This is a genomic window from Streptomyces sp. NBC_00872 (assembly GCF_045161915.1).
In the GTDB taxonomy this organism is placed as follows: Bacteria; Actinomycetota; Actinomycetes; order Streptomycetales; family Streptomycetaceae; genus Streptomyces.
In genome coordinates this window covers 5,782,178-5,808,587 of sequence record NZ_CP108806.1, presented here as the reverse complement: position 1 = coordinate 5,808,587, position 26,410 = coordinate 5,782,178, and the positions used below count along the sequence as shown (strand labels likewise).

The window sequence follows — 26,410 nt, the reverse complement described above, 5'->3', positions numbered from 1 at the left end:
CGAAACAGCGGCGGCGACGGCCGGAAACGCGCGACGGAGGACCAGCCGTTACTTCTTGCTCTTGTCCTTACCGCCCTTGCCCTTGTCCTTGTCCCCGCCGGGACCCATGGACTCGTAGATCTCCTTGCACATCGGACAGACCGGGTACTTCTTGGGGTCGCGCCCCGGTACCCAGACCTTTCCGCACAGTGCGACCACGGGAGTGCCGTCGAGGGCGCTCGCCATGATCTTGTCCTTCTGGACGTAGTGGGCGAAGCGCTCGTGGTCGCCGTCGCCGTGCGACACCTTTGGTGTCGGCTCCACGAGGGTGCCCGTACCTGCCCCGCGCTCGGGCTCAAGAGTGCTCATGGGAGCCAGGGTACTCACGAAGGGCGGGTGTCGGAGGCTCCGGGTCCATGCACTCCGCATCCGTACGCTCACACATCGCGCCGACACGCCGACCGCACCTTGGCCCGCGCCCGCACGAAGGGTCAGTTGAGGGAGGGATCGTCCGGGTATGTCGCCACCATGGCCAGCTCACTGCGCTGGCGTCGCAGCACCGCGCGCCAGAGCCGCTCGGGGCGCGGGGACGACACGTCGCCCGGCTCCGACTCGACGACGTACCAGGCCCCTTCGCGCAGTTCGGCCTCCAACTGGCCGGGGCCCCAGCCCGCGTAGCCGGCGAAGATCCGCAGCGAACCGAGCGCCCGCGCGAGCAGCTCCGGCGGGGTCTCCAGATCGACCAGGCCGATCGCGCCGTACACCCGGCGCCAGCCCAGGGGTCCTTCCTCCCCCGGTATGACGGCGAGTCCGAGCGCCGAGTCGAGCGATACGGGACCGCCCTGGAAGACCACACCGGGCTCGCCCGCCAACTCCCCCCAGGACTCCAGGATGTCTCCGACATCCACCGGGGTCGGCCTGTTGAGGACCACGCCGAGTGAGCCCTCCTCGTCGTGATCGAGCAGGAGGACCACCGCGCGCTCGAAATTCGGGTCGGTGAGGGCGGGTGTCGCGACGAGCAGCCGCCCTGTGAGCGAGGACACCTCGGTCATGCGAGACATGATCCCGCATCTTCGTCCTCCACGGGGCGTGCCCGGCACGGTAGGTGTGAACGCAGCTCAGGGCGCACGGCGGCAGCGGGAGCGCACGGCCGGGAAAGGCGCCGCCGGTAACCCTCCGCGAGGGGACGGGAACGGTAGGTGTCGTACCGCGTTCCATTCCGGTCCAAGGCTGTCCCAGGCCTTACGGCACAGGGGTCCCGGCCCCTTACCCTTTTCCTTGGCCACCTGCCCGCCCACTCCGGAACGCGAGATTCATGACCGGCACAGACGATGTAATGCTTGTCCACGGCGGAACTCCGCTGGAGGGCGAGATCCGGGTCCGAGGCGCGAAGAACCTGGTGCCGAAGGCGATGGTCGCCGCACTGCTCGGCAGTGGCCCGAGCCGGCTGCGCAATGTGCCGGACATCCGCGATGTACGGGTGGTGCGGGGGCTGCTCCAGCTCCACGGGGTGACCGTCCGCCCCGGCGACGAACCGGGCGAGCTGATCCTCGATCCGACGCATGTCGAGAGCGCCAATGTCGCCGACATCGACGCCCACGCGGGTTCGTCGCGTATTCCGATCCTCTTCTGCGGCCCGCTGCTGCACCGGCTCGGTCATGCCTTCATCCCCGGTCTCGGCGGCTGCGACATCGGCGGCCGGCCGATCGACTTCCACTTCGACGTGCTGCGCCGGTTCGGCGCGACGATCGAGAAGCGCGCGGACGGCCAGTACCTGGAGGCCCCGCAGCGACTGCGCGGTACGAAGATCCGGCTGCCCTATCCGTCGGTCGGCTCGACCGAGCAGGTGCTGCTGACGGCCGTGCTGGCCGAGGGCGTCACCGAGCTGTCGAACGCCGCGGTGGAGCCGGAGATCGAGGATCTGATCTGTGTGCTCCAGAAGATGGGCGCGATCATCTCGATGGACACGGACCGGACGATCCGGATCACCGGTGTCGACCGGCTCGACGGCTATACGCACCGCGCCATCCCGGACCGGCTGGAGGCCGCCTCCTGGGCGTCGGCCGCGCTGGCCACCGAGGGCAACATCTATGTACGCGGCGCGCAGCAGCGCTCGATGATGACCTTCCTCAACACCTACCGCAAGGTCGGCGGCGCCTTCGAGATCGACGACGAGGGCATCCGCTTCTGGCATCCCGGCGGCTCGCTCAACGCGATCGCGCTGGAGACGGATGTGCACCCCGGCTTCCAGACCGACTGGCAGCAGCCGCTGGTGGTGGCCCTGACCCAGGCCTCGGGTCTCTCCATCGTCCACGAGACGGTGTACGAGTCGAGGCTCGGATTCACCTCCGCGCTCAACCAGATGGGCGCGCACATCCAGCTCTACCGCGAGTGCCTGGGCGGCTCCGACTGCCGCTTCGGCCAGCGCAACTTCCTGCACTCCGCGGTCGTCTCGGGTCCCACCCGGCTCCAGGGCGCGGATCTGGTCATCCCCGACCTGCGCGGCGGCTTCTCGTATCTGATCGCGGCACTGGCGGCCCAGGGCACGTCCCGGGTGCACGGCATCGATCTGATCAACCGCGGCTACGAGAACTTCATGGAGAAGCTGGTGGAGCTGGGCGCGAAGGTCGAGCTGCCGGGCGGCGCGCTCGTCTGACCCCGCCGCGTCCGACCCCGCCGCCGCGTCCGTTCTCCGCGCCGCCGGTGGCCCCGCACGCGCCTGGCCTGCGGCCTTCTGAGGGCCGGGCGGTACGGAGGGGGTCTCCGGGTACGCGAGGGGCCTCCGGCGGTCACCGGCGGCCTCCGGCACACCGAGGGGCGGCCACCCGGTCCGGGTGGCCGCCCCTGAGCGTTGCCTATGGATGCGTCTCGGTCTTACTTGCCCTTGGCGGCTTCCTTGAGCTTGGAGCCCGCGGAGACCTTCACGCTGTAGCCGGCCGGGATCTGGATCGGGTCACCGGTCTGCGGGTTACGAGCGGTGCGAGCGGCACGGTGGGTGCGCTCGAAGGTCAGAAAGCCGGGGATGGTGACCTTCTCGTCGCCCTTGGCGACGACCTCGCCGACCGTCTCGGCGAGAGCGGCCAGCACAGCGTCGGCGTCCTTGCGGGTCACCTCGGCGCGGTCGGCCAGGGCGGCCACCAGCTCACTGCGGTTCATGTTGTTACTCCCGTGTTCTTCTTGCCTGTGAGGCGTGAGATCGAAGCCGATGCTGCCAGGGCCCTCGGACAGTCCCCGGACCCGGGTCTGCTGACAGACCCTCGCGCCCGAATACGCATCCTGCCCCCACCAGCGGCGGGAAAGCCAATCCGGCACCCTCCGGAGTCACACGAAAAGCGCCACTGCCTCGTCGTCGTGACGTTCCGTGGACTCTGTGGAGACTCCTTGGAGCCTTGGAGCCCTGAACCCCCCGAAGGCCCTGAAAACCTCCCTGGAGCGGCGGGGCTCATGGTCCGCCACCCTAGAGGGGCCCGTGGGGCCCGGCGAATCGCGACGCGCCGGGTACGCGCGTACGTGGGGCGCGCCACAGCAGTGCGCCACCTGGGCGTATACCCGGATACGGGGACGGCACCGCGCGCCCGGCCGGGTCCCGGCGCCCGGCCGACGTGACCGCGGGCCGGGGGCCGAGGCCGGGCCCGGATTCGGGCCCGGAGGCCGGGATACTACGGGTCAGACCGACGTGGGGGTCGTCACACCGCCCGCGGCCGCCCTGGCCGCGTCGCGCACCGCGCCCGCCACCGCGCCCGCGACCTTGTCGTTGAAGACGGAGGGCACGATGTAGTTCGGGTTCAGCTCGTCCTCGCTGACGACATCCGCCAGCGCGGACGCCGCGGCCAGCATCATCTCCGTGTTGACCGTGCGGGACTGGGCGTCCAGCAGACCGCGGAAGACACCGGGGAAGACCAGCACGTTGTTGATCTGGTTGGGGAAGTCGGAGCGTCCCGTGGCCACGACGGCAGCCGTCTCGCGCGCGATCGCCGGTTCCACCTCGGGGTCCGGGTTGGCGAGCGCGAAGACGATCGCGCCGTCCGCCATGGCCGCGACATCGTCGCCGTCCAGCACGTTCGGGGCCGAGACGCCGATGAAGACGTCCGCGTCGACCACGGCCTGCTTCAGCGTGCCGGTGACACCCTCGGGGTTGGTGTTGTCGGCGATCCAGCGCAGCGGTGACCCGGGGGTCGCCTCGACCAGGTCCTCGCGGCCCGCGTGCACCACACCGTGGATGTCGGCGACCACCGCGTGCTTGACGCCCGCCGCGATCAGCAGCTTGAGGATGGCCGTGCCGGCCGCGCCCGCGCCGGACATCACGACCCGTACGTCCTCGATGGCCTTGCCCACCACACGCAGCGCGTTGGTCAGGGCCGCGAGCACCACGATCGCGGTGCCGTGCTGGTCGTCGTGGAAGACCGGGATGTCCAGGGCCTCGCGCAGCCGTGCCTCGATCTCGAAGCAGCGGGGCGCGGAGATGTCCTCCAGATTGATGCCCGCGAAGCCGGGGGCGATCGCCTTGACGATCTCGACGATGGCGTCGGTGTCCTGGGTGTCCAGGCAGATCGGCCAGGCGTCGATGCCGGCGAAGCGCTTGAAGAGGGCCGCCTTGCCCTCCATGACCGGCAGCGCGGCCATGGGACCGATGTTGCCGAGGCCGAGCACGGCGGAGCCGTCGGTCACGACCGCGACGGAGTTGCGCTTGATGGTCAGCCGGCGGGCGTCCTCGGGGTTCTCCGCGATGGCCATGCAGACACGGGCCACCCCCGGGGTGTAGATCATGGAGAGATCGTCACGGTTGCGGATGGGGTGCTTCGACTGCATCTCGATCTTGCCGCCGAGGTGCATCAGGAACGTACGGTCGGAGACCTTGCCGAGGACGACGCCCTCGATCCCGCGGAGCTGCGCGACGATCTGGTCCGCGTGTGCCGTGGAGGTCGCGGCGATCGTGACGTCGATCCGCAGCTTCTCGTGGCCGGAGGCGGTCACGTCAAGGCCGGTCACGGAGCCACCGGAGGACTCCACGGCCGTGGTGAGCTGGGAGACCGCGGTACCGCTCGCGGGCACCTCCAGCCTGACCGTCATCGAGTACGAGACGCTGGGCGCCGTTGCCATGACCGAGTTCCTCTGCTTTCCCTAGCCACTGTGCCGCGCCGCCCGGACCCCAGTCCCCGCGGCGCGTACCGATGGTCGCACCTACTACGGGGTAGCGGGTAAGGACCCCCACCATCGGAAGGCGCCTTCCACGATGCGGGAGACCCTAACAGCGGTACGCCCAACAGAAGCAGGCCCCCACCAATGGCTGGTGAAGGCCCGCTGACAGAAGTGTGGTCCGCACGCGAAGAAGCGGGCCCGAGAACTCCTTGGTGTGAAGACCCAAGAAGTGTCGGACCCGCGAACTTCTCCGTGTGAAGAAACGGAAAGAGTGAGATGGCACCGACCCGCCATGCTCGCCTCGCGGCAAGTGGTCGCTCGAAGCGACGAAGGTTGGGCCCGGGGGCTTGGATCGGGCCGGTGCCGTACCCAGGCTAACAAACCACTCCCGGAAGTGATTCCTCCGGTGCGAGTTGACTTGGAATCAATCCCGGAGCAGGTCCGGTACTCCCTCCGGGTCCGGCTCGTCACGGGCCGTCGAGACGACCGTGAGCTGCTGGGTCGCGCGGGTGAGCGCCACGTACAGCACCCGCAGCCCGGCCGGTGACTCGTCCGCGATCTCCGCGGGCGAGACCACGACCGTCGCGTCGTACTCCAGGCCCTTGGCCTCCAGGCTGCCCAGCGCCACCACCCGTTCGCCGAGCCCGGCCAGCCAGCGCGCCGCCTGCTCGCGCCGGTTCATGGCGACGACGACACCGACCGTGCCGTCGACCCGCTCCAGCAGCCGCCCCGCCTCGGCCCGTACGGCCGCGGCGAGATCCCCGTCCCGTACGACGGAGAAGCGCGGCTCCACGCCGGTGGAGCGCACCGCCCTCGGGGACTCCATCCCGGGCATCGCGAGGGCCAGCACCTTCGCCGCGAGCGCCGCGATCTCCGCCGGGTTGCGGTAGTTGACGGTCAGGGTGAAGCGGCGGCGCGGCCGGGTGCCGAGCGCCTCGTCGCGCGCCTCGCCCGCCTCGTCCGGGTCCGACCAGGACGACTGCGCCGCGTCGCCGACGACCGTCCAGGTGGCGTGCCGGCCGCGGCGGCCGACCATCCGCCACTGCATGGGGGTGAGGTCCTGTGCCTCGTCGACGATGACATGCGCGTACTCCGTACGCTCCGCCGCCAGCCGCTCCGCGCGCTCGCGCTGGGTCTCCTCGCGCTGCGGCATCAGCTCCTCCAGACCGGTGAGCTGGTCCAGCGGATCGAGTTCACGGCGCTTCCTGGGGCGCGCGGGCGTGCCCAGCAGGGTCTCCAGCTCGTCCAGCAGCGCCACGTCATGGACCGAGAGCGGGCCCTTGCCGTCGGCGCCCAGCCGCTTGAGCGAGCGCGCCAGCCGCCGGGTCTCGCCCTGGTTGAGGATCCGGCGGGACCAGCGGGCGAGCCGCCGCTCGTCGGCCATCGCGGCGAGCACCCCGCGCGGGGTCAGCTCGGGCCACCACGCGTCGAGGAACCCGATGAAGCTGTCCTCGGAGGTGACGTCCTCGTCGAAGGAGGAGCGCAGTTCGGCGGCCAGCTCGGGGTCGGTGTGGCGCCCGGCCGACCCGGACTTGGCCCACAGCGCGTCCAGCAGCAGCCGGCGGGCGCGCGGACGCAGCAGATTGACCGGCGCGGTCCCGCCGAGCACGGACTCGCGGATACGGCGCAGCTCGTCGGCTTCGAGTTCGATCCGGCGGCCGAAGGCGACGACCCGCAGCCGTACCGGCGCCCCGCCCCGGCCGCCGCGCGCCACGCCACCGTCGGCATACGCGGTGTCCTCGGTGTCCGGGGCCTCCCCGGCCTCCTGGGACTCCTCGGCCTGCCGGGACTCCTCGGGCTCCTCACCGAAGGCGAGCTGTCCCGCACCCGCGCCCGCGCTCACCGCGCGGCCCGTTCCCGCACCCGCGCCCACCGCGCGGCCCGGCCGTCCGCCACGGCCGCCGGGAGCCGTCGCCGGGGCGCCCTCCAGCGCTCCTCTGGCCGCCTTGCGCAGCACCTTCAGCATCCGCGCCGAGCCCTTGACCCGGGCGACGGCCGGTTCGTCGTACGCCGTGGCCTCCGCGCCGTCGACCAGCGACCCGACCGCGCGGATCGCGACCTGGCCCTCCTCGCCCAGCGAGGGGAGCACCCCCTCCGTGTACGCGACCAGCAGCGGCGTCGGCGAGACGACCAGGATGCCGCCCGCGTACCGCCGCCGGTCCTGGTAGAGCAGATACGCGGCGCGGTGCAGCGCCACCGCCGTCTTGCCGGTGCCGGGACCGCCCGACACCTCGGTGACGGACGCGGCCGGGGCCCGGATCACCAGGTCCTGTTCCGCCTGGATCGAGGAGACGATGTCCCGCATCGTGTGGCTGCGCGCCTGTCCGAGCGCGGCCATCAGCGCGCCGTCACCGATGACCGGCAGCGCCGCGCCGTCCAGCGACGCGGTCAGCTCGGGACGCATCAGATCGTCCTCGACCCCGAGGACCCTGCGGCCCTTGGAGCGGATGACCCTGCGCCGCACCACCCGGCCCGGATCGACCGGGGTGGAGCGGTAGAAGGGCGCGGCGGCCGGTGCGCGCCAGTCGATGACCAGCGGCGAGTAGTCGGAGTCCAGGACGCCGATCCGGCCGATGTGCAGGGTCTCGGCGATATCGGCCGTACGGTCCGCCCTGATGGCGTCGTCGGCGGGTTCGACCGAGGTGTAGGCGCCGTCCGGGCCCTTCTGCCCGTCCTTGCCGGGCAGCAGATCGATCCGCCCGAAGAGGAAGTCCTCGAATTCGTTGTTGAGCCGGTTGAGATGGATCCCGGCCCGGAAGACCTGGGCGTCGCGCTCGGCGAGCGCTCCGGGTGTGCCGACCTGCCCCCGTTTGGCGGCGTCGTGCATCAGGAACTCCGCCTCGTGGATCTTCTCCTCGAGGCGGCGGTACACCTGGTCCAGATGGCGCTGTTCGCCGTCGATCTCACGGTCGCGTACGGAGTCGTGCCCCGTGTCGCGTACCGGATCGACGGCCGGTCCAGCGGATTGAACAGCGGCATCCTGCGCGGCCACCGGGGCCCCCTTCATAACGTGCGTCGGGCAGCCGTCAACCGTACGCGAAGGGGGGCCGGTATGTCAGGCGTCGACCTCCACCAGTCGCTGTCCGTCGAACGTACGGACCTCGAAGTGATCGATGTCGTTGCTGTCCATGGCCGTGCCGCCGTGGACGTACAGCGGGCTCTTGGAGACCTTGTTCGGGCTGTCGGCGATGCCGTATCCCCACTTCGGCACCGACCAGGAGGTGACGACCTCCTCCTCGCCCGTCCTGGAGACGGCGACCAGACTGCACTTGAGCGGACCCTTCACATTCTTCAGCTCCAGGACCGTGTGCGTACCCCAGCCCTTCGGCTCCATCCCGATCGTCGCGCTGACCTTGGTCGTGGCGTCCGTCGCCCAGACCTTGTCCGGCATGTGGTTGAAGAACGCGTCCTCGGCCGGGCTGGTGGGGTGCGGGTCGGCGGCCTCGTTGCTGGTCCCGCCGTCCCCTCCGGCGACGGTGACGGCCACCACCGGACCGCCGATGATCAGCGCCGCGGCGGCGGCGACCAGATACATCCCGCGGCGCCTGCGCCGGGCGCGCCGGACGGCGACCTCGTCGACCAGCCGGCCGAGGAGCTGCGGGCTGGGCTGTACGGAGACGGACGGCGTCGGCAGCTCGGCCAGTGGCACCACGGGGGCCAGTGAGCCGAGCGAACCGGGCCCGCCGAGCGCCCCGGGCCCCGCGAACGGGTCCGGGCCGTCCGCCAGCATGGCCAGCATCGGCTCCATCCCGGAGAACTCCTCCAGGTTGACGGCGCAGATGCGGCAGCCGGCCAGATGCGCCTCGAAGGCGGTGGCCTCGGCGTCGTCGAGAATGCCGAGGACATACGCGCCGACGGCTTCGTGCACAGTACTTTCGTCGCCCAGTCCGTACTGCTCATGCGTGGTCATGCCGAGACCCCCCTCTCCTCCAGCGCGAGCTTCATGGAACGCAGCGCGTAGAACACCCGTGAACGCACCGTGCCGCTGGGTATGCCGAGCGTCTCGGCGGCCTCGTTGACCGTGCGTCCCTTGAAGTACGTCTCCACCAGGACTTCCCGGTGAGCGGGGGTCAAATCATCGAGCGCATCAGAGAGCGTCATCAGCCACAACGCCTTGTCGATCTCGTCCTCCGCGGGCATGACCTCCAGCGGCGACGGGTCGACCTCCTGCGGCCGGGCCTGCCGGCTGCGGTGACCGTCGATGACGATGCGCCGGGCGACCGTCACCAGCCAGGGTCGGACAGAGCCGGTCGCCCGGTTGAGCTGGCCGGCGTTCTTCCAGGCACGGATGAGTGTCTCCTGCACGACATCCTCGGCCCGCTGACGGTCGCCCGCGACAAGACGCAGTACGTAGGCGAGCAGCGGTCCGGCGTGCTCCCGGTAGAGGGCTCGCATCAACTCCTCGTCGGGGACGGAGACATTGGTGCGCGGTACCTCGCTCCGGTGCCGGGCCCGGTGAGGTCGGTCTTCGGCCACGGCCGCATCCTTGCGCACCTGAACCTCCCGGTCGAGACCTTGATGGCTGCTTCTCCCTCATCACTACGGACGCCCGCGCGCGGTCACTCAACGGAACCGGAAAAACTTTCAAGATCTTTTACGGGGAAGGGCGGGCGACCTGGGACGGGTTCGCCCCGGTCCGGACCCATGCGGAATCCATGGAGAAGCCGCGCGGGAAGTGTGTGGACCCTGCATGGAATCTGTGCGCCATCCGTGTTCACACCGGGTGGACTTGGCTCGAAATCACCTAGTAGGCCCTGTCCGGGACCGGAACCGGCTCAGGTGCCCGACGGGAAGCCCGTCGCCGGGGCCGGAGGCCGGGGCGTCACCGTGCCGGGCCAGCGTCACCGGACCGGGGCACGACCGTGCCGGAGAGTCACCGGCCGCCGCGACGCCACCGGCCGCCGGGACGTCACCGACTGCCGGGGCGACCGGACCCTGTCCGGTTCAGAACCCGTCCGGTCGGCCCCCGTCCGGTCAGACCCCGTCCGGGTGCCTAGGCGCGGGCGAGGGCCGCCCGGCGGCGGTGTCTGGCCACCCGTTCGCGGTTGCCGCAGACCTCGCTGGAGCACCAGCGGCGCCGTCGCCCCCGTGAGGTGTCCAGATAGACCCGCCGGCAGGTGTCACCCTCGCACTGCCGCAGCCTGGCCCGTGCCGCGGGGTCGGTGAGCAGTTCCACCGCGTCCCTGGCCACGGCCGCCAGCAGCGCGTCGCACTCGGGCTCGGTGCTCAGCGCCCGTACGAGCGCGCCGTCCTCGTCCCGTACGGCCCTGATCCCCGGCGGCGCCCCCGCGGCCAGCGCGTTGATCCGCTCCAGGGCGCCGGCCGCGTCCCGGCCGTCGATCTGGGCACGTACCAACTGCCCCACGCCGTCGCGCAGTTCGGCGAAGGACCGGACCCAGCAGGCGTCCACGGCCCGCAGTGGAGTTCCCTTCGGCACCAGTCCGGCGCCGATCAGCCACCCGCGGAGCGGGACGGCTCCGTCGAGTTGCTCACACCCTCTGGAGGTCGGCTCCGCCGTGGCCACCAGATCCAGGCAGACGCGCCCGGAGTCGAACCGCCACTCGTACGAGCCCATGCCCGCCGCCATGCCCGTCACCGCCTCGGGTTCACCGGTTGGGTGCCTTCCTTCTCAGAGTGCCTGCCCCCGGACGCGGCCGGAACCCCTGCTACCGGCCCGGGAAGTCGGGGCCGGAACCCGGCAGGAAGCTCAGGAGGCCTGGTTCGGCGGCCCGTTGTGCAGAATGCGCTGGAAGAGATGATGGTCCCGCCACTCTCCGTCGATATGAAGATAGAGCGGCGCGGTGCCGAACAGCTCGAAACCGCATTTGCGCAGCACCCGTTGCGAGGCCGCGTTGGCGAGCAGTGTGCTCGCCTCGACCCGGTGCAGACCCAACTCGTCGCGGGCCGCGCGGCAGACCTCTTCGACGGCGCGGGTGGCAAGGCCCCGGTTCAGATACGCGGCGTCGATCCAGTAGCCGAGGATCGCGTTGCGGAAGGCGCCGAGGGCGATGCTGGAGAGCGTGGCCTCACCGACGACGCGCGTGCCGTCGGCGAGCAGCCAGCGGCGCGCGGAGGGATCGGCGAGCCGCTCGGCCTGGAACCGCGCGGTGAAGTAATCCGGGGGGCGGTGGGGATCCCAGGGACGCAGATGGGCGCGATTGCGGACCAGTGCCTCGGCGACACTTCCGGCGTCGTCGGGGCCCGAGGGTCTGAGGCGGATGGAGGAGTGGGGGGCCATTCCCCGTACGGTACCGACGGCGCCGCGAAGTACCAGAGGGCCTCACGGAGGACACCCGTACCTGAGAACGCACCCGCACCGCACGGACCGGCACCGCGCGTACCAGTGCCGCACGTACCAGTGCCGCACGTGGCACGGACCGGCACCGCGCGGACCGTGCCACCCGTACCCATGGCAGCCATGCCCTGGGCGCTCGTACCCGTACCCGTACCCGTACCCGTACCCGTGCATGGGCGCACCGCCGGTGTCCGCCCCCCGCTCACTCGTCCGCGTACTTGGAGTCCGCCGCCGGGTCCAGCGCGAGTCGGTAGCCGCGCTTGACCACGGTGTGGATCAGCTTGGGCTCGCCCAGCGCGGTCCGCAGCCGGGCCATCGCGGTCTCCACGGCGTGCTCGTCACGGCCCGCGCCCGGCAGCGCGCGCAGCAGCTCCGCCCGGGAGACCACCCAGCCGGGCCTGCGGGCCAGGGCGTTCAGCAGCGCCATCCCCGCCGGCGGCACCGGCCGCAGCTCACCGTCGACCAGCACGGCATGGCCGCGGATCTCGACCCGGCGGCCCGCGACCGGCAGCGCCCGCGCACGCGCGGGCAGTTCCGCGCAGAGCACCTGGACGAGCGGTCCGAGCCGGAAGCGCTCCGGCTGAACGGTGTCTATCCCGCGCGCCTGGAGCGGCAGCGCGGTGACGGGCCCCACACAGGCCGCCAGCACATCGTGGTGCAGGGCGTCGAGCAGCGCGGACAGCCGGCCGCGCTCCTCGGCGCGGGACAGCAGCGCGGCGGCGGCCGGCGCGCTGGTGAAGGTGACGGCGTCCACGGCGCGGGCGACGGTCGCGTCGATGAGCCGGTCGACCGGGGCGAGATCCTCCGGTGGCATCCAGCGGTAGACGGGTACGACGACGACATCGGCGCCCCCGGCCCGTAGCGACTCCACGAATCCGGGCAGGGGTACGCCGTGCAGTTGCAGCGCGACCCGCCGGCCCTCGACCCCTTCGCCGAGCAGCCGGTCGAGCACCTCGGCCATCGACTCGGAGCCGGGCGACCAGGCCTCGACCAGTCCGGCGGCGCGGATGGCGCCCCTCACCTTGGGCCCCCGGGCGAGCAGTTCGACCCCGCGCAGACAGGCGAGCAGTTCCTCGCCGTGGCCCCAGCCGTCGGCCGCCTCGATCCAGCCCCGGAAGCCGATCGCCGTCGTCGCCACGACCACGTCGGGGACGTTGCCGATCAGTTCCTTGGTGGCGGCGAGGAGTTCGGTGTCATCGGCGAGCCGTACGATCCGCAGCGCGGGGGCGTGGACGACGGAACCGCCGCGCCGCTGGAGCAGCGCGCCCAGTTCATCGGCGCGCCGGGCGGCCGTGACACCGATCGTGAATCCCGCGAGGGGGCCGTGCTGTCGGCCGTCCATGCCTCCACCTCCCGGTCACCGGAGCGCATCGAGCCTGTCAACGGCGCGTGACAGGCTCGATGCGCCGGCATTTCCCCGTTGTTACGAACAACCGGGCTTCCACGGCTCACCCCTGTGCGCGGCCGGGCCTGGGCTCCCGCTCCGCCGGCAAGGTTCCGGCCCGCGCCCCGCGAAGGTATACCGCTGTACCGCCCAGGTCGGACCGGAGTGGAGCACGCGGAAGGCAGGCCCGTCCACGGGCCGGACCCCACTTCGAAGACACGGCCTAGGACCGTTTGCCCCGTGCCCCGGCGCGGGCGGCCCGGCGCGCGAGGACACACGCTGGCGCGACGCCTGGAGGACGAGAGTTACCAGCGCTGGCTCGCCCACCGGGCACAGGCACCGGGCGAATGGCGGCACGACGAGGCCTTCAGCGCCGTCGTCCACCTCACCCCCGCCGAGATGGCCGGGCTCGCCGGCGCCATCCGCGGGCTCCTGGCGGGGTACCGGGAGCGGGACGAGCACCCCTCGGCCCGCCCCGCCGACGCCGTGCCGGTGGCCGCGGTGGCACGGCTCTTCCCGCTGCTGGCAGCGGACTGACCGGCGCCGGCGGCGGACCGACCGGCCTCGTCGGGCCGCGCCGTCAGGTCCGTCAAGACCTTCAAGAGCCTCAAGCCCTCAGGCCGCCAAGCCGCCAGGCCCTCAGGCGTACTCGTTCTCCCGCGGCGCGAAGATCAGGTTCCGGCTCTTGCCTGGGCGCCCCTCGGCGATCGGGACGAGACGGCGGTCCGCCTCCGAGATCCAGCGGAACGTGTAGTCGAGATCCGCGAAGGGCCCGGTGAGTTCTTCCATCGGCGTCGACGCGAGCGCTTCGAGGATGATGACGGGCCGGTCGCGCTTGATGAGATGCCGCGCTCCGTCCAGGACGCTGGGCTCATGCCCCTCGACATCGATCTTGATCAGGTCGACGGGAGTGACCCCCAGCGTCTCGTCCAGGGTGACGAGTTGGACGCGCGCGGTGAACGCGCTGGCCGGCGGCTTGGCGAACTCCTCCAGCGAGGAGCCGGTGGAGAGCAGACCCGCCAGCGGGAAGCGGATGTTGATGTCCGCCCTGCCCGCTTCGTCCGAGACGCCTCGCTGGTGCAGCACGAGATTCCCGACACCGTTCGCCCGGTGGTTGACGGCCAGCCTGGCGTGAATGGGAGGCACCGGCTCGAAGGCGTGCACGGTGGCCCTGGGATTGGAGAGGGCCGCGATCATCGCGTAGTACCCGACGTGCGCGCCGACGTCGAGCACTATGCGGCTGGCGGCGGCCAGCCGGCTCCAGTGGTGCAGGCTCCCCATCTCATAGTCGAAGCGGCCGTTCCAGACGGTGTCCAGGGCCACGGCCTCGTCGTTCGCGCAGAACATGACGAACGGAGGACAGAGGCCGGACTCGATCTCCACCCACCCCTGGTAGGGAAACGCCTTGCGGTGGTTCTTGAGGATCTCGGAGGTCGTGGTCGGGCGGACGCGGGCGGCCTCCTTCCCCGTCCGCCGGTTCGCCTCGTCGAGATCGCGTATCCGGGTCCCGCGCGGCGCGACGGCCGGTCCGCGGGTCCGCGGCTTCCCGGAGGCACTCCTCATACGGGACGAGATCTTGCGGAGGATCTTCACACGGCTCCTCAGGAGTCTTCCAACGGAACTGCCGATCGAGTAGGCCGATGCTGTCGACGCCGGATGAACTGAGGGCGTGGGGATGTCGAACACGGGACGAATCATCGCCCCGCGACACCGGTCCAGGCCCCCCACACCAGGCACGGACCAACCCGGACACCGGACACCGGTCGCGGACACACAGCCGCGGACACCCGCCCCGATACCGGCCCCGATACCGGCCCCCGGCCCCCGACTTCAGCTCCGGGCAGCGCCCTCCCGGGTCCGGTGCTCCCGGGCCGCGCGCTCCCGGGCCTCCTTCGCTCCGTTCGGCCACAGACGCGGCGCGCGTTTCGCCGCCACGTCCTCCACCCAGCCCATCGCCATGATCATCAGAGCGATCAGGGGCCAGACCAGCACCAGCATCAGGGCCGTGTACGCGGAGTCCAGTTCGGCGGAGTACGCGTCGATGCCCGGGATGGACCAGAGCTGGTCGATGATCGGGACCGTGGCCAGTATCAACAGGTTGTGCCAGAGATAGATCGTCACGGCACGGTTGTTGGCGAGCGTGATCACGGTGTCGAACTGCCCGAGTCTGCCCGGGAGTTCCCGCCACGACGGTGAGTACTGGAGCAGGATCGCGCAGAAACCCAGCGACCACATCGCCTGGGCGAGCGGGATCTCGTCCAGATTCCAGCCCTCGTCGGTGAGATGGCCCGAGGCCCACCACAGGGCGAAGGCCATCGCGAACGTGGCCAGCGAGACCGTGATGTACCGCGGGACCTTGCGGAACGCGCCGTCGTTGTGGGCGAAGCCGAGGACCCAGCAGGCGCCGTAGACCGCGAAGTCGGAGACTGCCTCACCGGTCTCGCCGGGGATCTCCACCAGGCCCGAGCCGATGACGGCGGTGAGCGCGACGGGAAGGAGCAGGGCCGCCCACGGCACCTTGCGGAACGCCCACAGCAGCAGCGGGGATGCGATGACGAACCAGAGATAGGCGCGGATGTACCAGAGCGGACCGGCCGTCTGCTCGGCCCAGGTCTCCTCCAGCAGCCCGCTCGGGGAGCCGTTCTCGTAGGGGTACGGCGGGGAGCCGATCGGGACGATGTAGTTGGCCAGTCTGAGGAACCACCACAGCCCCTCCTCCCTGGCCGGCCGCCAGCCCAGTACGAACATCAGCGGTACGACGACCAGCGCGAACGCCCACACCGGCGGGAGCAGTCTGCGCAGCCTGCCGCGGATGACGCTCCACGGGGGCCGCTTCGACAGGGAGCGGGCCATCAGCGATCCGGCGAGCGCGAACATGACGCCCATGGAGGGGAAGAGGATCGTCAGCCAGGCCCAGCCGAAGACATGGAAGACCACGACCCTGACGAGCGCGACCGCCCGCAGCAGATCCAGATAGCGGTCCCGCCCGCCCGACGCCGGGCCGGACGCCGGGTCCGAGGCCGAGGCCGAGGCCGAGGCCGAGGCCGCCGGATCCTGGCCGTGCGCGGGACTGTGCGCCGGACCCTGCGCCGGACTGTGCGAGGGACCGTGCGCCGGCGCCTTGTGTTTCGCCCGGGGCACTCCCCCGGTGCCGACGGAATGAGCGTTCACGCGACAGGCCTCCGATCAGCGTCGCGCCCGCGCGGGCCCGGGATCGAGCCGGGCGCCTCCACCACTCCGGTACGGCGCAGCTTCTGCCACCGCAGCCGGCCACCGGTGAGCGCGGTGATCCAGGACTGGAGCAGCACCACATACATGAGCTGCCGGTACAGGATCTGCTGGAGGGGCAGCGAGATCAGATGGGTCATACGTTCCCCGTCGAGCCGGAAGGCGTACGCGGCGCAGACGGCCTGGATGAGCAGTACGCCGAGCCAGGCCACGATCGTCTTCTCGGTGGGGCCGAAGACCAGCCCGTACAGCAGGAACACATCGATCAGCGGGGCCAGCAGCGGCGCCAGCACCATGAAGAGCGAGACCAGCGGCAGTCCGACCCGCCCGAAGCGGCCGGAAGGACCGCGCTCGACGAGGGCGCGGCGGTGCTTCCAGATCGCCTGCATCGTGCCGTAACTCCAGCGGTACCGCTGCGACCAGAGCTGCTGCACCGACTCCGGGGCCTCGGTCCAGGCACGGGCGCGCTCGGCGTAGACCACCCGCCAGCCGTCGCGGTGCATGGCCATGGTGATGTCGGTGTCCTCGGCGAGGGTGTCCTCGCTCATCCCGCCCACCCGCTCCAGCGCCTCGCGCCGGAAGGCCCCGACCGCGCCCGGGATGGTGGGCATGCAGCGCAGCATGTCGTACATACGGCGGTCGAGGTTGAAGCCCATCACATACTCGATGTGCTGCCAGGCGCCGATGAGACTGTCGCGGTTGCCGACCTTGGCGTTGCCCGCGACCGCGCCGACGCGCGGATCGCCGAAGGGCTGCACCAGTTCCCGGACGGTGGACGGCTCGAAGACGGTGTCGCCGTCCATCATCACGATCAGATCGTGTGTGGCGTGCGCGATGCCGTTGTTGAGGGCGGCCGGCTTGCCGCCGTTCACCTGGCGTACGACATGGACATTGGGCAGCCAGAGCGCCTCGACGATGTCCGCGGTCCCGTCGGTCGAGCCGTCGTCGATGACGATGACCTCGACGGGATGGTCGCTCTCCATCAGCGAGCGCACCGTGTTGGCTATGCACTCGCGTTCGTTGTACGCGGGCACCAGTACGGTGACCGGTTCGGTGACGGGCCGCCCCCAGGTGAAGTCGCGCCGGCGCACCCGGCGCGCGTGCGCGAAGGAGAGCACCAGCATCAGACCGAACCGTACGAAGACCAGCACGCCGATCACGGAGAGCCCGACGACCAGGACGCCGGTGATGTTGTCCGAGAGGGCGACGGCTCCGACCCAGGCCTTGCCCTTCCACAGGGCCGCGCCGGTGACCGGGGTATGGGCGCTGGGGGCGCCGAGTGCCTCGGTGACCGTGGTGAACTCGTACCCCTTCTCCCGCATCTCCGGCAGGAACCGCCCCAGCGCGGCGACGGTCTGCGAACGGTCGCCGCCGGAGTCGTGCATCAGTACGATCGCGCCCTTGCCGCCCTTCGGGGTGGCGTTACGGCTGATCGCCTCGACGCCGGGGCGCTTCCAGTCCTCGCTGTCGGTGCTGTCGAGGACGGTGATGTAGCCGAGGCTGCCGATGTACTCGGCCACCGGCCAGGACTTGTTGTCCATGGCGGAGGAGAACGACGAGTACGGCGGCCGGAAGAGCGAGGTGCGGATGTCGGCCGCGCCCGCGAGCGCGAGCTGGTTCTGCGAGAGCTCCCAGTCGATCCGCGACTTCGTCTGGAAGGAGAGGTCGGGATGGTTGAAGGTGTGCAGCCCGATCTCATGGCCCTCGTCCACCATCCGCTTCACCAGGGCCGGATAGCGGGAGGCCATGGTGCCGGTGACGAAGAAGACGCCGTGGGCGTCGTACTCCTTCAGCTTGTCGAGGACCTTGGGTGTCCATACCGGGTCGGGGCCGTCGTCGAAGGTGAGGACGATCCTGTGGTCCGGGATGTTCAGCGCTCTGGCGGGGGTGGTGCCCCGCGCGTCGATGACCGGGCCGCCCTTGAGGATCCGCTGGGGCACCTGATCGGCGTCGACGGACTCGCGTACGCGGTGGTCGGCGAGGATCTCGCTGTGCACATAGCCGCGCAGCATCAGCATCGCGAACAGCGCGACGAGGATGAGCGAGGGGAGCAGGTACCGCATGGGCAGCCGATGGCGCCTGACCCGCGCGGCCTTGGTGTGACGGGCGTTGTGCCGGGTGTGGCCGCTGTTCTGGCCGCCGCTCTTCCGCCGGGCCTGTCTGCCGGTGGATCCGCCGGTGTGGGTCATCTAGCGTGCGCCTTCCATGGCCATCGGCTGGCCCTCTCCCGGCTGACCGCCGGTCACCGGTGGTGTCTCGACGGGCGGTGAGCCGGGCTCGGTGGTGGGCGGGTCGGGATCCGGGCTCGTCCCCGTGGGGGGTTCGCCACCGGTCCCGCCGCTGTCCCCGCCCGGATCGCCGCCGGTCCCGGGCGGTGTCGAGGGATCCGGATCGGTGCCGCCCGTACCGCCGGCCGAATCGGCGGGCGGCTTCGACGAGGCGGAGGTCCCTGGTACGGGCAGACCCGAGGCGTCGGTGCTGACGCTCTCCGAGGGCCGTGGAACGGTCTCGCCGTTCGAATCGGTCGGCGAGGGGGTGGCATCCGTCGGGCCGGGTGTCGCGCCGGCGGACTCGCTCGTCGTCGGCGTCGGCTGTATCTGGACGGTGTCCGGCTTCTTCTCGTCGGCGAGACCCGGTATCTGGAGCCAGGGCGCGCTGGAACTGCCGCCGATCAGAGCGACGACCAGCATCACCGCGTAACAGGCACAGGCGATCGCGACGATCCAGCCCGCCCTGCGGAATGTCTTGCTGCGACGTCCACTGGCGTCGACGAACACCGGGCCGTCGGACTCGGGACCTGATTCCCGCGCCGGGCCTGACTCCTGCGCGGGATGGGTGCCCGTGGGCAGTTCGGAGAGCTGACGGCCCACGCCGTCGAGTTCGACCGTGACATCACTCGGCTCATGCATATGCCCCGTTCGGGCATCTTCTCGCCATTTGTCCACCGTGCTACGCACATCCCCCACCACTGACAGTATTTGGGCGTCCCACGCGGCTGGCTGGATATCACTGCGGCGACCGAGCCCCCACCCGGACCGAGTACCCCCCTACCACACCGCACCCGAGCCACGAATGTAGCGCAGCGAGGCGGCGCGGGAGTTCAGCTTCCGAGGTTGCTGTGCATCAGTCCGGTGACAGTGGTGACGAACCGGCGAGGAGCCGGCTCGCAGCGAAAAGATCAAGCCAATCCTTGTCTTCCGCGAATCCGGCGGCGGCTCCGCGCATGACTGAGGCCCCACTGCCGGAGCAGTGGGGCCTCAGTCGTGCTTCACATGGGAATTGTGGAGATGGCGGGAATCGAACCCGCGTCCAACGGTGCGGAACCAGGACTTCTCCGAGCGCAGTCCGCTTCGCTTTTCTCAGCCCCGGAGATCACGCGGACAAGTCTCCGACGGGCTCAGTCACTGTTTGGTTTCCCGCTGCTCCCCGTGACCGGGCTCAACGGTTTAGTTCCCTAGCTGATGCCAGGATCCGGGTCGGGAACAGCCCCGGGCTGACACTCCGCGGAGTCTTCGCTAGCTGCTGATTAGGCAGCGAGAGCGAAGGCGGAGGAATCGCGCTTAGAAGTGGCGATTATTGTTTGCGACATATGGTTAACGAGATCATTGCCGCTTCCTCGGCTCGCTTCCCCTGCTTCGACATCCGCTGTCGAAACCGATCATCCCCATGTTGAGTTTTCAATCTTTGATTCTCGAAGCACGCACCCGCTGTGGGGTGCGAACCCATCGTACGTGATCAGCGCACGACGGTGCCAGCGTATTCCGCCGACGGGGCACCGACCGGGGTACCTGCGGGGCACCGACGGGTGCCCGGCTCAGTCGCTCACGCCCGCTGGCGGCGCTTCACCGCCGAGATCGCGCGGTCCGTCTCACGGCGGTCCTGCTTCTCGCGCAGCGTCTGGCGCTTGTCGTACTCCTTCTTGCCCTTCGCCAGCGCGATCTCGACCTTGGCCCGGCCGTCCTTGAAGTACAGGGCCAGGGGCACGATCGTGTGACCCGACTCCTGCGACTTGGACTCCAGCTTGTCGATCTCGGCGCGGTGCATCAGCAGCTTGCGCTTGCGCCGGGCGGTGTGGTTGGTCCACGTGCCCTGGCTGTACTCGGGCACATGCACGTTGTGCAGCCAGGCCTCGTGCCCGTCGATCTGGACGAAACCGTCCGCCAGTGAGGCCCGCCCCTGGCGCAGGGACTTCACCTCGGTGCCGGTCAGCACGAGACCGCACTCATAGGTGTCGAGAACGTGGTAATCGTGCCGCGCCTTCTTGTTCTGCGCGATCAGTTTGCGCCCTGTTTCCTTAGCCATAGTCCCGCCATTTTCGCACCCCGGCGCAACTTCTTTACCGTGTGCCGCCGAGACCGCTCAGCACCGTCGTGGCCCGCTCCTGGGCGCGTTCGCTCACCAGCAGATCCGGGGTGACGCCCCGGCCGTCCACGCCATGGCCGGCCGGAGTGCGGTAATGACCCACGGTCAGCTCGGCGACGGAGCCGTCGGGCAGCCGGCTCGGCATCTGCACCGAGCCCTTGCCGAAGGTGCGCGAGCCGACCGTGACGGACCGCCCGCGGTCCTGGAGGGCGCCGGTGACCAGCTCGGCGGCGCTCATCGTGCCACCGTCGACCAGCACCACCACGGGCCGGCCGGTGTCACCGCCGGAAGCCGCGTACAGGGCGCGCTGCTCACCTCGTATGTCGTACGTGGCGACCAGGCCCCCGTCGAGGAAGGCGGAGGCGGCCGTGACGGCCTCGGTGACCAGCCCTCCGGCGTTGCCCCGCAGATCGAGCAGGACGCCGACGCCCTCGGGCGCGCCGAGCACCGCGTCCCGTACCCGCTTGCCCGAGCCCTTGGTGAACGCCTCGACCGTGATCCGCAGCACATCACCGGCGATACGGTCGACCGTGACGGACCCGGTGGTGAGCCTGGCGCGGCGCAGGCTCTCCGACCATGAACGCCCGTCCCGCTCCAGCTCCAGGACGACGGTGGTCCCGACGGCGGCGGCCGTGGATCCCGCGGTGCCCGTTCCGGACGCCCGGGGCCCCGTCCCGGACGCGGCTCGGGCCCCCGGGCTCCTCGTATCGCCGCGCAGCAGCGCCATGACCTCGGTCACGGGCCGTCGCGCGACACCCGCGCCGTCGACGGTCCTGATGATGTCGCCGGCCCCGATACCGGCCTCGGCCGCCGGGCCACCGGGCTGGACCCGGGTCACCTCGATCAGCCCGCCGGCCGTCCGCCTGGCGCCGATCCCGACCCCGGTGTACGTGCCGTCGAGGGCCTGCTCGAACTCCTCGTACTGGTCCTTGTCGTACACCGCGCCCCAGCGGTCACCGCTGCGGCTGACGACCTCCTCGGCCGCCTCCGTGGCGGACTTCCCGTCGGCCATGGCCTCGGCCGCCGCCCTGGCGACCTCTTCCCGGTCGGCCGTGGCGGCGACGGTCCTGGTGGGGACGCGGGCCGTCTTCTCCTCGGCGCGCGGCAGCGAGTCCGTCGCGGCGGCCGTGGCGAGGACACTCGCGAACAGCACTGTCAGGGCCGCCCCGCGGCGGAAACCGCGGGATCTATGGTGCGACTCGGAACCCGACATGGCGTTGAGTCTAGGACAACACGGGACAGCCGAAGGAGGCTTGCCCCGACGCGGCCAGGGGCGCTTGTCACACCCGGAGGTACTTGCGCAGCGCGAGGAAAGCGGCCACGGCGGGCATCAGCAGACCGATCGCGATCACCAGCGGAAGCTTGGCGAGCACGGCGTCCCAGCCGATGAAGTTGACGAGCTGCATCTTGTCGGCGAGGGCGAGACCGTTGTCGACGAGGAAGTAGCGGCCCAGGATCAGCATCCCGCAGGCGACCACACCGCCGATCAGCCCGGCGAACGCGGCCTCCATGATGAACGGCATCTGGATGTAGAAGCTGGAGGCGCCCACCAGCCGCATGATCCCCGTCTCCCGGCGCCTGCTGAACGCCGACACCCGAACGGTGTTGACGATCAGCATCAGCGCGATGACGAGCATCAGCGCCATCACACAGAGCGCCGCGACATTCATGCCCTGCATCAGGGAGAAGAGGTTCTCCAGGATGTCCCGCTGGTCCTGGACGGACTCGACTCCGTCCCGGCCCGCGAAGGCCGTCGCCACCACCTGGTACTTCTCGGGGTCCTTGAGCTTGACCCGGAAGGACTCCGGCAGCTGGTCCGGGGTGATCGAGCCGGCGATCGGGGAGTCGCCGTACTTCTCCTTGTAGTGCTTGTACGCCTCGTCGGCCGTCTCGTAATGGACCGTCTCGACGATGTCCATCTTCTTCAGATCGGTCTCGATCTGCTTCTTCTGCTCACCCGTGACCGCGCCCTTGACGCATTTGGGCGCGGTCGTCGCGTCGGACTTGTTGCAGAGGAAGATGGAGACATTGACCTTGTCGTACCAGTAGTCCTTCATCACGCTGACCTGGTCGCGCATGAGCAGCGCGCCGCCGAACAGGGCGAGCGAGAGGGCTACGGAGACGATGACGGCGAAGGTCATCGTGAGATTGCGACGGAGACCGACGCCGATCTCCGACAGGACGAACTGGGCGCGCATGGCGTCCTTTCAGCTTTTCGATTCAGCTTTCGGTGCTCAGTGCTGGTAGCCGTAGACGCCGCGTGCCTGGTCGCGCACCAGCCGGCCCTTTTCCAGCTCGATCACACGCTTGCGCATCTGGTCGACGATGTTCTGGTCGTGGGTCGCCATCACGACGGTGGTGCCTGTGCGGTTGATACGGTCCAGCAGCTTCATGATGCCGACGGAGGTCTGCGGGTCCAGGTTTCCGGTCGGCTCGTCCGCGATCAGCAGCAGCGGACGGTTGACGAAGGCCCGCGCGATCGCGACGCGCTGCTGCTCACCACCGGAGAGCTCGCCGGGCATCCGGTCCTCCTTGCCGCCGAGACCGACGAGGTCGAGGACCTGGGGGACGGACTTGCGGATCTCGCCGCGGGACTTGCCGATGACCTCCTGGGCGAAGGCCACGTTCTCGGCGACGGTCTTGTTCGGCAGCAGCCGGAAGTCCTGGAACACGGTGCCCAGCTGGCGGCGCATCTGCGGCACCTTCCAGTTGGACAGGCGCGCGAGGTCCTTGCCGAGGACATGCACCATGCCGTGGCTGGTGCGCTCCTCACGCAGGAGCAGTCTCAGGAAGGTCGACTTGCCGGAACCGGACGAGCCGACCAGGAAGACGAACTCCCCCTTCTCGATTTCGAGGGAGACATCACGCAGGGCGGGACGGTTCTGCTTCGGATAGGTCTTGGAGACGTTGTCGAATCGGATCACGGGATGCACCACACACGGTCGGCCGGGAGATACGGGAGTACGGGAGTGGGTGAGGGAGAAGGTGGGGAGTAAGGCAGTAGGTGAGCGAGACCTTACGCGAAGCGGACAGGGCCGCGCAGTCCGCGTCCGGGGTTGGGACAGGACGGGCACCGGCGGTACGTCCGGTCTTGGGGCGCTTTATCACGGATGCACGGTGACCGCCAGCGGTGATGGGCCCGCCGGTATGCCACCGGCCGCGCCGAAAGCGTCGGGAACTGGCACAGTGGGGTGGGGAACGGTCGTGTTTCCCGGAGCGTTGAGCGGAGTGACACTGGCTGCGGCTCCGCCGCGCGGTGAGGAGGAATGCGCATGACCTACGACCGATTGGTGTGCGCCAACTGCGCGGGACCCGTCAGCGAGGGCAGGTGCCGCGTCTGCCGTGCCAACAGGGAGCGACTTCAGCAGCAGGGCCCCCTGGGCGGGCTGAGCCCGGTGGCTCTGCTGACGCTGCTCGTCCTGCTGGTGGCGGCGGTGGCGCTGGTCGCCACGCATCAGCCCGCCTGAACCGGGCCGGACCGGGCTCCGGGCTCCACCAGGCAGAGGCCTGGCCGGACCGGACTCTCCGGAGCACACACCCGCCAGGGACGTAGCGGCCCTCGGGGCGGCACAGGCCCACCTTGGGGCCACACGGCTCGGGCACTCGCCCTCATGGGCATACAGAGGGGCCCGGACGCCTTGATCGGCGTCCGGGCCCCTCCGCGTTCTTGTCTGTGCGTTTCTGTTCTGCGCTGTGCGTTTCCGTACGCGCCTACACGGCGGTACGGCCACCGCCCACCAGACGCGGCAGCATCCGGAAGCCGATACCGCCCGCGATCATGGTCGCGGCGCCGATCAGCAGGAACGAGGTCTCGGCGGCGCCGGTCTCCGCCAGCTCCTCCTTGGCCGCACCCTGCTGCACCGGCTGGGAACCGGCGCTGTCGGTGTCGGTGTTGTCGACGCACTCGGCGCCGTCAAGGTCGACGGTGCAGGTACCCGCGCCGCCGTCGCCACCGCCGCCCGTGGCACTTCCGTCACCCGGGTCGTCGGTCGGGTCCGTGGTGGGGTCGGGATCCGCGCTGGGATCCGTCGTCGGGTCCTCCGTCGGAGGCTCCTCGGTGGGAGGCTCCTCCGTGGGCGGCTCCTCGGTAGGCGGCTCCTCGGTGGGGGGCTCCTCCGTCGGAGGCTCCTCGGTCGGGGGCTCCTCCGTGGGCGGCTCCTCGGTCGGCGGGTCCGGGATCACGGTCGGCGGGTCGGAGGGCGTGTCGCCGGTCGGGTCGTCGTCGATACCGGTGAGACCGACGTCGACGGAGACACCCGCGACCTCGGTTCCGAAACCGACGGCCTGAGCGGCGCCCGCGATGGTCAGTGAGGCGCCCGCGGCGATCACCGCGCCGGCGGCCACGCGCGCCACGCGGATCCGCGTCTTCTTGGTCATCTGCTTGCTACCCCCAGTAGCTCATTCGTCAGTGGTGCAGCGTCCGGCGCGGCGGCCATGGGGGGTCCGTATGCGCTCCGCCCCCGGTCGCACGCGCCTCGAATTACGCATGCCGCGCGCCAGCTTTCCGACTTTTCATATACGCGTCAAGGCGGTTGCGCGAGCGATGACCGTTATCGCGACAGTTGTCCGCGCGCGGGAGCGCAACTGTGACGAAAAAGGAACTGCCCTCCGGTGGAAGGCAGTTCCCTTGTCGACAAAGCGCGAATCTACTTGTCCTGCTGCTTGCGCCAGCGAATTCCCGCTTCCAGGAAACCGTCGATCTCACCGTCGAGCACACCCTGCGGATTGCCGACCTCGAACTCCGTCCGCAGGTCCTTGACCATCTGATAGGGGTGCAGAACGTACGAACGCATCTGGTTGCCCCAGGAGTTGCCGCCGTCGCCCTTGAGCGCGTCCATCCTCGCCTGCTCCTCCTGGCGGCGGCGTTCGAGCAGCTTCGCCTGGAGGACGTTCATGGCGCTCGCCTTGTTCTGGATCTGCGAGCGCTCGTTCTGGCAGGAGACGACGATGCCGGTCGGGAGATGCGTGATACGGACCGCGGAGTCGGTGGTGTTGACGCCCTGTCCGCCGGGTCCGGAGGCGCGGTAGACATCCACGCGCAGCTCGGACTCGTCGATCTCGACATGGTCGCTGGACTCCACGACCGGGAGCACCTCGACACCGGCGAAGGAGGTCTGCCGACGTCCCTGGTTGTCGAACGGCGAGATCCGGACGAGCCGGTGGGTGCCCTGCTCCACGGAGAGCGTGCCGTACGCGTAAGGCGCCTTGACGACGAAGGTGGTCGACTTGATGCCGGCCTCCTCCGCGAACGAGGTCTCGTAGACCTCGGTGCCGTAGCCGTGCCGCTCGGCCCAGCGCAGATACATCCGCTGGAGCTGCTCGGCGAAGTCGGCGGCGTCGACGCCACCCGCCTCGGCCCGGATGTTGACGAGCGCCTCGCGCTCGTCGTACTCGCCGGACAGGAGCGTACGGACCTCCATCTCGTCCAGCGCCTTGCGCACCGACTCCAGCTCGGACTCGGCCTCGGCCCGGGTGTCCGGGTCGTCCTCGGCCTCGGCCAGCTCGAAGAGCACTTCGAGGTCGTCGATCCGCCCGCGGAGTGCCTCCGTCTTGCGGACCTCGGCCTGAATGTGCGAGAGCTTGCTGGTGATCTTCTGCGCCGCCTCCGGGTCGTCCCAGAGGGACGGGGCCGCGGCCTGCTCCTCCAGTACGGCGATGTCGGCCCTCAACTTGTCGAGGTCCAGGACGGCCTCGATCGACCCCATGGTCGAGGAGAGGGACTTCAGCTCTTCGGATACATCGACGACTGCCACGGCTCCAGCGTAGCCCCTCTTCTTTTGGGCTCGGTTCCTGCTTCTTTTTTGGGGCTCGGTTCGCCTCCGGGGCGCTTCATGTCGGCGCCGGCGGGCGACAGCGGCCGGAACATGTCCGCACCCCGAGGCGGCCGAGGAGAACGGGACCCGGGTCGGCCCGCCCCGGCCGCCCCTGGGGTGCGGAGACGTTCCGGCCCCGCACGGCCGCCGGCGAGTGAGCCGAAGGGCGCGCCGCTGTCGAAAGGGAGAGCGCGCGCAGGTCCGTGAGGA

General features: G+C 70.1%; 22 protein-coding genes, 1 other RNA gene and 1 pseudogene. 3 read left to right on the top strand and 21 right to left on the bottom strand.

Translation table 11 applies throughout. The annotated features are described in order from the left end of the window. Positions 1-48: 48 nt before the first annotated feature. Both OG214_RS24955 and OG214_RS24950 read right to left on the bottom strand, forming a co-directional pair. The gene (locus tag OG214_RS24955; protein ID WP_405986008.1) at positions 49-348 is read right to left on the bottom strand and encodes a DUF3039 domain-containing protein; all 300 of its coding nucleotides are present in this window, start codon (positions 346-348) and stop codon (positions 49-51) included. Between the two features lie 122 nt (positions 349-470). Further along, entirely contained in the window at positions 471-1,031 is a 561-nt protein-coding gene (locus tag OG214_RS24950) for a YqgE/AlgH family protein (protein WP_363081870.1), read from the bottom strand. A gap of 263 nt (positions 1,032-1,294) precedes the next feature. Between OG214_RS24950 and murA the strand changes: the two genes are divergently transcribed. Next, positions 1,295-2,635, top strand: a complete 1,341-nt coding sequence (gene murA, locus OG214_RS24945) for a UDP-N-acetylglucosamine 1-carboxyvinyltransferase (RefSeq protein ID WP_363081869.1) — start codon at positions 1,295-1,297, stop codon at positions 2,633-2,635. A gap of 218 nt (positions 2,636-2,853) precedes the next feature. Here the strand turns inward: murA and OG214_RS24940 are convergent, their stop codons facing one another. The 8 genes from OG214_RS24940 to OG214_RS24905 all read right to left on the bottom strand — a co-directional run bounded on the left by OG214_RS24940 (position 2,854) and on the right by OG214_RS24905 (position 12,755). Next, a complete protein-coding gene (locus OG214_RS24940) occupies positions 2,854-3,135 on the bottom strand; it encodes an HU family DNA-binding protein (RefSeq protein ID WP_004571953.1) in 282 nt (93 codons plus the stop codon). A 510-nt stretch (positions 3,136-3,645) separates the two neighbouring features. Then, positions 3,646-5,079 carry an NAD-dependent malic enzyme gene (locus tag OG214_RS24935; protein WP_363081868.1) on the bottom strand — a complete coding sequence of 478 codons (1,434 nt, stop codon included), beginning with the start codon at positions 5,077-5,079 and terminating at the stop codon, positions 3,646-3,648. A gap of 463 nt (positions 5,080-5,542) precedes the next feature. Beyond that, positions 5,543-8,110, bottom strand: coding sequence for a HelD family protein (locus OG214_RS24930; protein ID WP_405986007.1), 2,568 nt, complete (start codon positions 8,108-8,110; stop codon positions 5,543-5,545). Positions 8,111-8,173: 63 nt separating this feature from the next. After that, a complete protein-coding gene (locus OG214_RS24925) occupies positions 8,174-9,028 on the bottom strand; it encodes a zf-HC2 domain-containing protein (RefSeq protein WP_363081866.1) in 855 nt (284 codons plus the stop codon). Then, on the bottom strand, positions 9,025-9,612 hold the full coding sequence (locus OG214_RS24920; protein WP_093602753.1) for a sigma-70 family RNA polymerase sigma factor: 588 nt from the start codon (positions 9,610-9,612) through the stop codon (positions 9,025-9,027). The genes OG214_RS24925 and OG214_RS24920 overlap by 4 nt, the downstream gene beginning before the upstream one ends. Before the next feature lie 499 nt (positions 9,613-10,111). Beyond that, positions 10,112-10,705, bottom strand: coding sequence for a CGNR zinc finger domain-containing protein (locus OG214_RS24915; protein ID WP_405986006.1), 594 nt, complete (start codon positions 10,703-10,705; stop codon positions 10,112-10,114). Between the two features lie 120 nt (positions 10,706-10,825). Further along, the gene (locus tag OG214_RS24910; protein ID WP_405986005.1) at positions 10,826-11,356 is read right to left on the bottom strand and encodes a GNAT family N-acetyltransferase; all 531 of its coding nucleotides are present in this window, start codon (positions 11,354-11,356) and stop codon (positions 10,826-10,828) included. Between the two features lie 259 nt (positions 11,357-11,615). Beyond that, a complete protein-coding gene (locus OG214_RS24905; protein ID WP_405986004.1) occupies positions 11,616-12,755 on the bottom strand; it encodes a uroporphyrinogen-III synthase in 1,140 nt (379 codons plus the stop codon). Positions 12,756-13,076: 321 nt separating this feature from the next. Here OG214_RS24905 and OG214_RS24900 point away from each other — a divergent pair. After that, positions 13,077-13,334, top strand: a pseudogene (locus OG214_RS24900) (ArsR family transcriptional regulator); the annotation flags it as partial. Positions 13,335-13,436: 102 nt separating this feature from the next. Here OG214_RS24900 and OG214_RS24895 read toward each other — a convergent pair. From OG214_RS24895 to ftsE, 9 genes are all read right to left on the bottom strand, one after another. Continuing rightward, positions 13,437-14,390 (bottom strand): FkbM family methyltransferase, encoded by a 954-nt coding sequence (locus tag OG214_RS24895; RefSeq protein ID WP_405986003.1) that lies wholly within the window; start codon positions 14,388-14,390, stop codon positions 13,437-13,439. A gap of 237 nt (positions 14,391-14,627) precedes the next feature. Next, a complete protein-coding gene (locus tag OG214_RS24890) occupies positions 14,628-15,968 on the bottom strand; it encodes an acyltransferase (protein WP_405986002.1) in 1,341 nt (446 codons plus the stop codon). Further along, the gene (locus OG214_RS24885) at positions 15,965-18,088 is read right to left on the bottom strand and encodes a bifunctional polysaccharide deacetylase/glycosyltransferase family 2 protein (RefSeq protein ID WP_363081871.1); all 2,124 of its coding nucleotides are present in this window, start codon (positions 18,086-18,088) and stop codon (positions 15,965-15,967) included. The genes OG214_RS24890 and OG214_RS24885 overlap by 4 nt, the downstream gene beginning before the upstream one ends. A gap of 126 nt (positions 18,089-18,214) precedes the next feature. Next, a complete protein-coding gene (locus tag OG214_RS24880) occupies positions 18,215-18,934 on the bottom strand; it encodes a hypothetical protein (RefSeq protein WP_363081860.1) in 720 nt (239 codons plus the stop codon). A gap of 370 nt (positions 18,935-19,304) precedes the next feature. Further along, positions 19,305-19,691: a transfer-messenger RNA gene (ssrA, locus tag OG214_RS24875) on the bottom strand. Positions 19,692-19,847: 156 nt separating this feature from the next. Then, positions 19,848-20,327 (bottom strand): SsrA-binding protein SmpB, encoded by a 480-nt coding sequence (gene smpB / locus OG214_RS24870; protein ID WP_363081859.1) that lies wholly within the window; start codon positions 20,325-20,327, stop codon positions 19,848-19,850. A gap of 34 nt (positions 20,328-20,361) precedes the next feature. Next, a complete protein-coding gene (locus OG214_RS24865) occupies positions 20,362-21,600 on the bottom strand; it encodes a S41 family peptidase (RefSeq protein ID WP_405986001.1) in 1,239 nt (412 codons plus the stop codon). 67 nt (positions 21,601-21,667) lie between these two features. Next, on the bottom strand, positions 21,668-22,585 hold the full coding sequence (ftsX, locus tag OG214_RS24860; RefSeq protein ID WP_363081857.1) for a permease-like cell division protein FtsX: 918 nt from the start codon (positions 22,583-22,585) through the stop codon (positions 21,668-21,670). A gap of 36 nt (positions 22,586-22,621) precedes the next feature. Then, positions 22,622-23,311: a cell division ATP-binding protein FtsE gene (ftsE, locus tag OG214_RS24855; RefSeq protein WP_046503740.1), complete on the bottom strand. Its 690-nt coding sequence runs from the start codon at positions 23,309-23,311 to the stop codon at positions 22,622-22,624. A 348-nt stretch (positions 23,312-23,659) separates the two neighbouring features. Here ftsE and OG214_RS24850 point away from each other — a divergent pair, with 348 nt between their 5' ends. After that, positions 23,660-23,854, top strand: a complete 195-nt coding sequence (locus OG214_RS24850; protein ID WP_363081856.1) for a hypothetical protein — start codon at positions 23,660-23,662, stop codon at positions 23,852-23,854. A gap of 244 nt (positions 23,855-24,098) precedes the next feature. Here OG214_RS24850 and OG214_RS24845 read toward each other — a convergent pair whose 3' ends face one another. Together OG214_RS24845 and prfB are read right to left on the bottom strand one after the other, a co-directional pair. After that, positions 24,099-24,764: an LPXTG cell wall anchor domain-containing protein gene (locus OG214_RS24845; RefSeq protein WP_363086270.1), complete on the bottom strand. Its 666-nt coding sequence runs from the start codon at positions 24,762-24,764 to the stop codon at positions 24,099-24,101. A 269-nt stretch (positions 24,765-25,033) separates the two neighbouring features. Continuing rightward, on the bottom strand, positions 25,034-26,140 hold the full coding sequence (gene prfB / locus OG214_RS24840) for a peptide chain release factor 2 (protein ID WP_363086271.1): 1,107 nt from the start codon (positions 26,138-26,140) through the stop codon (positions 25,034-25,036). Positions 26,141-26,410 lie beyond the last annotated feature (270 nt).

What these genes read in the sequence shown, in the direction of transcription:
- OG214_RS24845 (WP_363086270.1), bottom strand. Translation starts at nt 24,764, where the DNA reads ATGACCAAGAAGACGCGGATCCGCGTGGCGCGCGTGGCCGCCGGCGCG.
- OG214_RS24880 (WP_363081860.1), bottom strand. Translation starts at nt 18,934, where the DNA reads ATGCATGAGCCGAGTGATGTCACGGTCGAACTCGACGGCGTGGGCCGT.
- OG214_RS24885 (WP_363081871.1), bottom strand. Translation starts at nt 18,088, where the DNA reads ATGCGGTACCTGCTCCCCTCGCTCATCCTCGTCGCGCTGTTCGCGATG.
- murA (WP_363081869.1), top strand. Translation starts at nt 1,295, where the DNA reads ATGACCGGCACAGACGATGTAATGCTTGTCCACGGCGGAACTCCGCTG.
- OG214_RS24940 (WP_004571953.1), bottom strand. Translation starts at nt 3,135, where the DNA reads ATGAACCGCAGTGAGCTGGTGGCCGCCCTGGCCGACCGCGCCGAGGTG.
- OG214_RS24850 (WP_363081856.1), top strand. Translation starts at nt 23,660, where the DNA reads ATGACCTACGACCGATTGGTGTGCGCCAACTGCGCGGGACCCGTCAGC.
- OG214_RS24915 (WP_405986006.1), bottom strand. Translation starts at nt 10,705, where the DNA reads ATGGCGGCGGGCATGGGCTCGTACGAGTGGCGGTTCGACTCCGGGCGC.
- smpB (WP_363081859.1), bottom strand. Translation starts at nt 20,327, where the DNA reads ATGGCTAAGGAAACAGGGCGCAAACTGATCGCGCAGAACAAGAAGGCG.
- OG214_RS24950 (WP_363081870.1), bottom strand. Translation starts at nt 1,031, where the DNA reads ATGACCGAGGTGTCCTCGCTCACAGGGCGGCTGCTCGTCGCGACACCC.
- ftsX (WP_363081857.1), bottom strand. Translation starts at nt 22,585, where the DNA reads ATGCGCGCCCAGTTCGTCCTGTCGGAGATCGGCGTCGGTCTCCGTCGC.
- OG214_RS24910 (WP_405986005.1), bottom strand. Translation starts at nt 11,356, where the DNA reads ATGGCCCCCCACTCCTCCATCCGCCTCAGACCCTCGGGCCCCGACGAC.
- OG214_RS24935 (WP_363081868.1), bottom strand. Translation starts at nt 5,079, where the DNA reads ATGGCAACGGCGCCCAGCGTCTCGTACTCGATGACGGTCAGGCTGGAG.
- OG214_RS24865 (WP_405986001.1), bottom strand. Translation starts at nt 21,600, where the DNA reads ATGTCGGGTTCCGAGTCGCACCATAGATCCCGCGGTTTCCGCCGCGGG.
- OG214_RS24905 (WP_405986004.1), bottom strand. Translation starts at nt 12,755, where the DNA reads ATGGACGGCCGACAGCACGGCCCCCTCGCGGGATTCACGATCGGTGTC.
- OG214_RS24925 (WP_363081866.1), bottom strand. Translation starts at nt 9,028, where the DNA reads ATGACCACGCATGAGCAGTACGGACTGGGCGACGAAAGTACTGTGCAC.
- OG214_RS24955 (WP_405986008.1), bottom strand. Translation starts at nt 348, where the DNA reads ATGAGCACTCTTGAGCCCGAGCGCGGGGCAGGTACGGGCACCCTCGTG.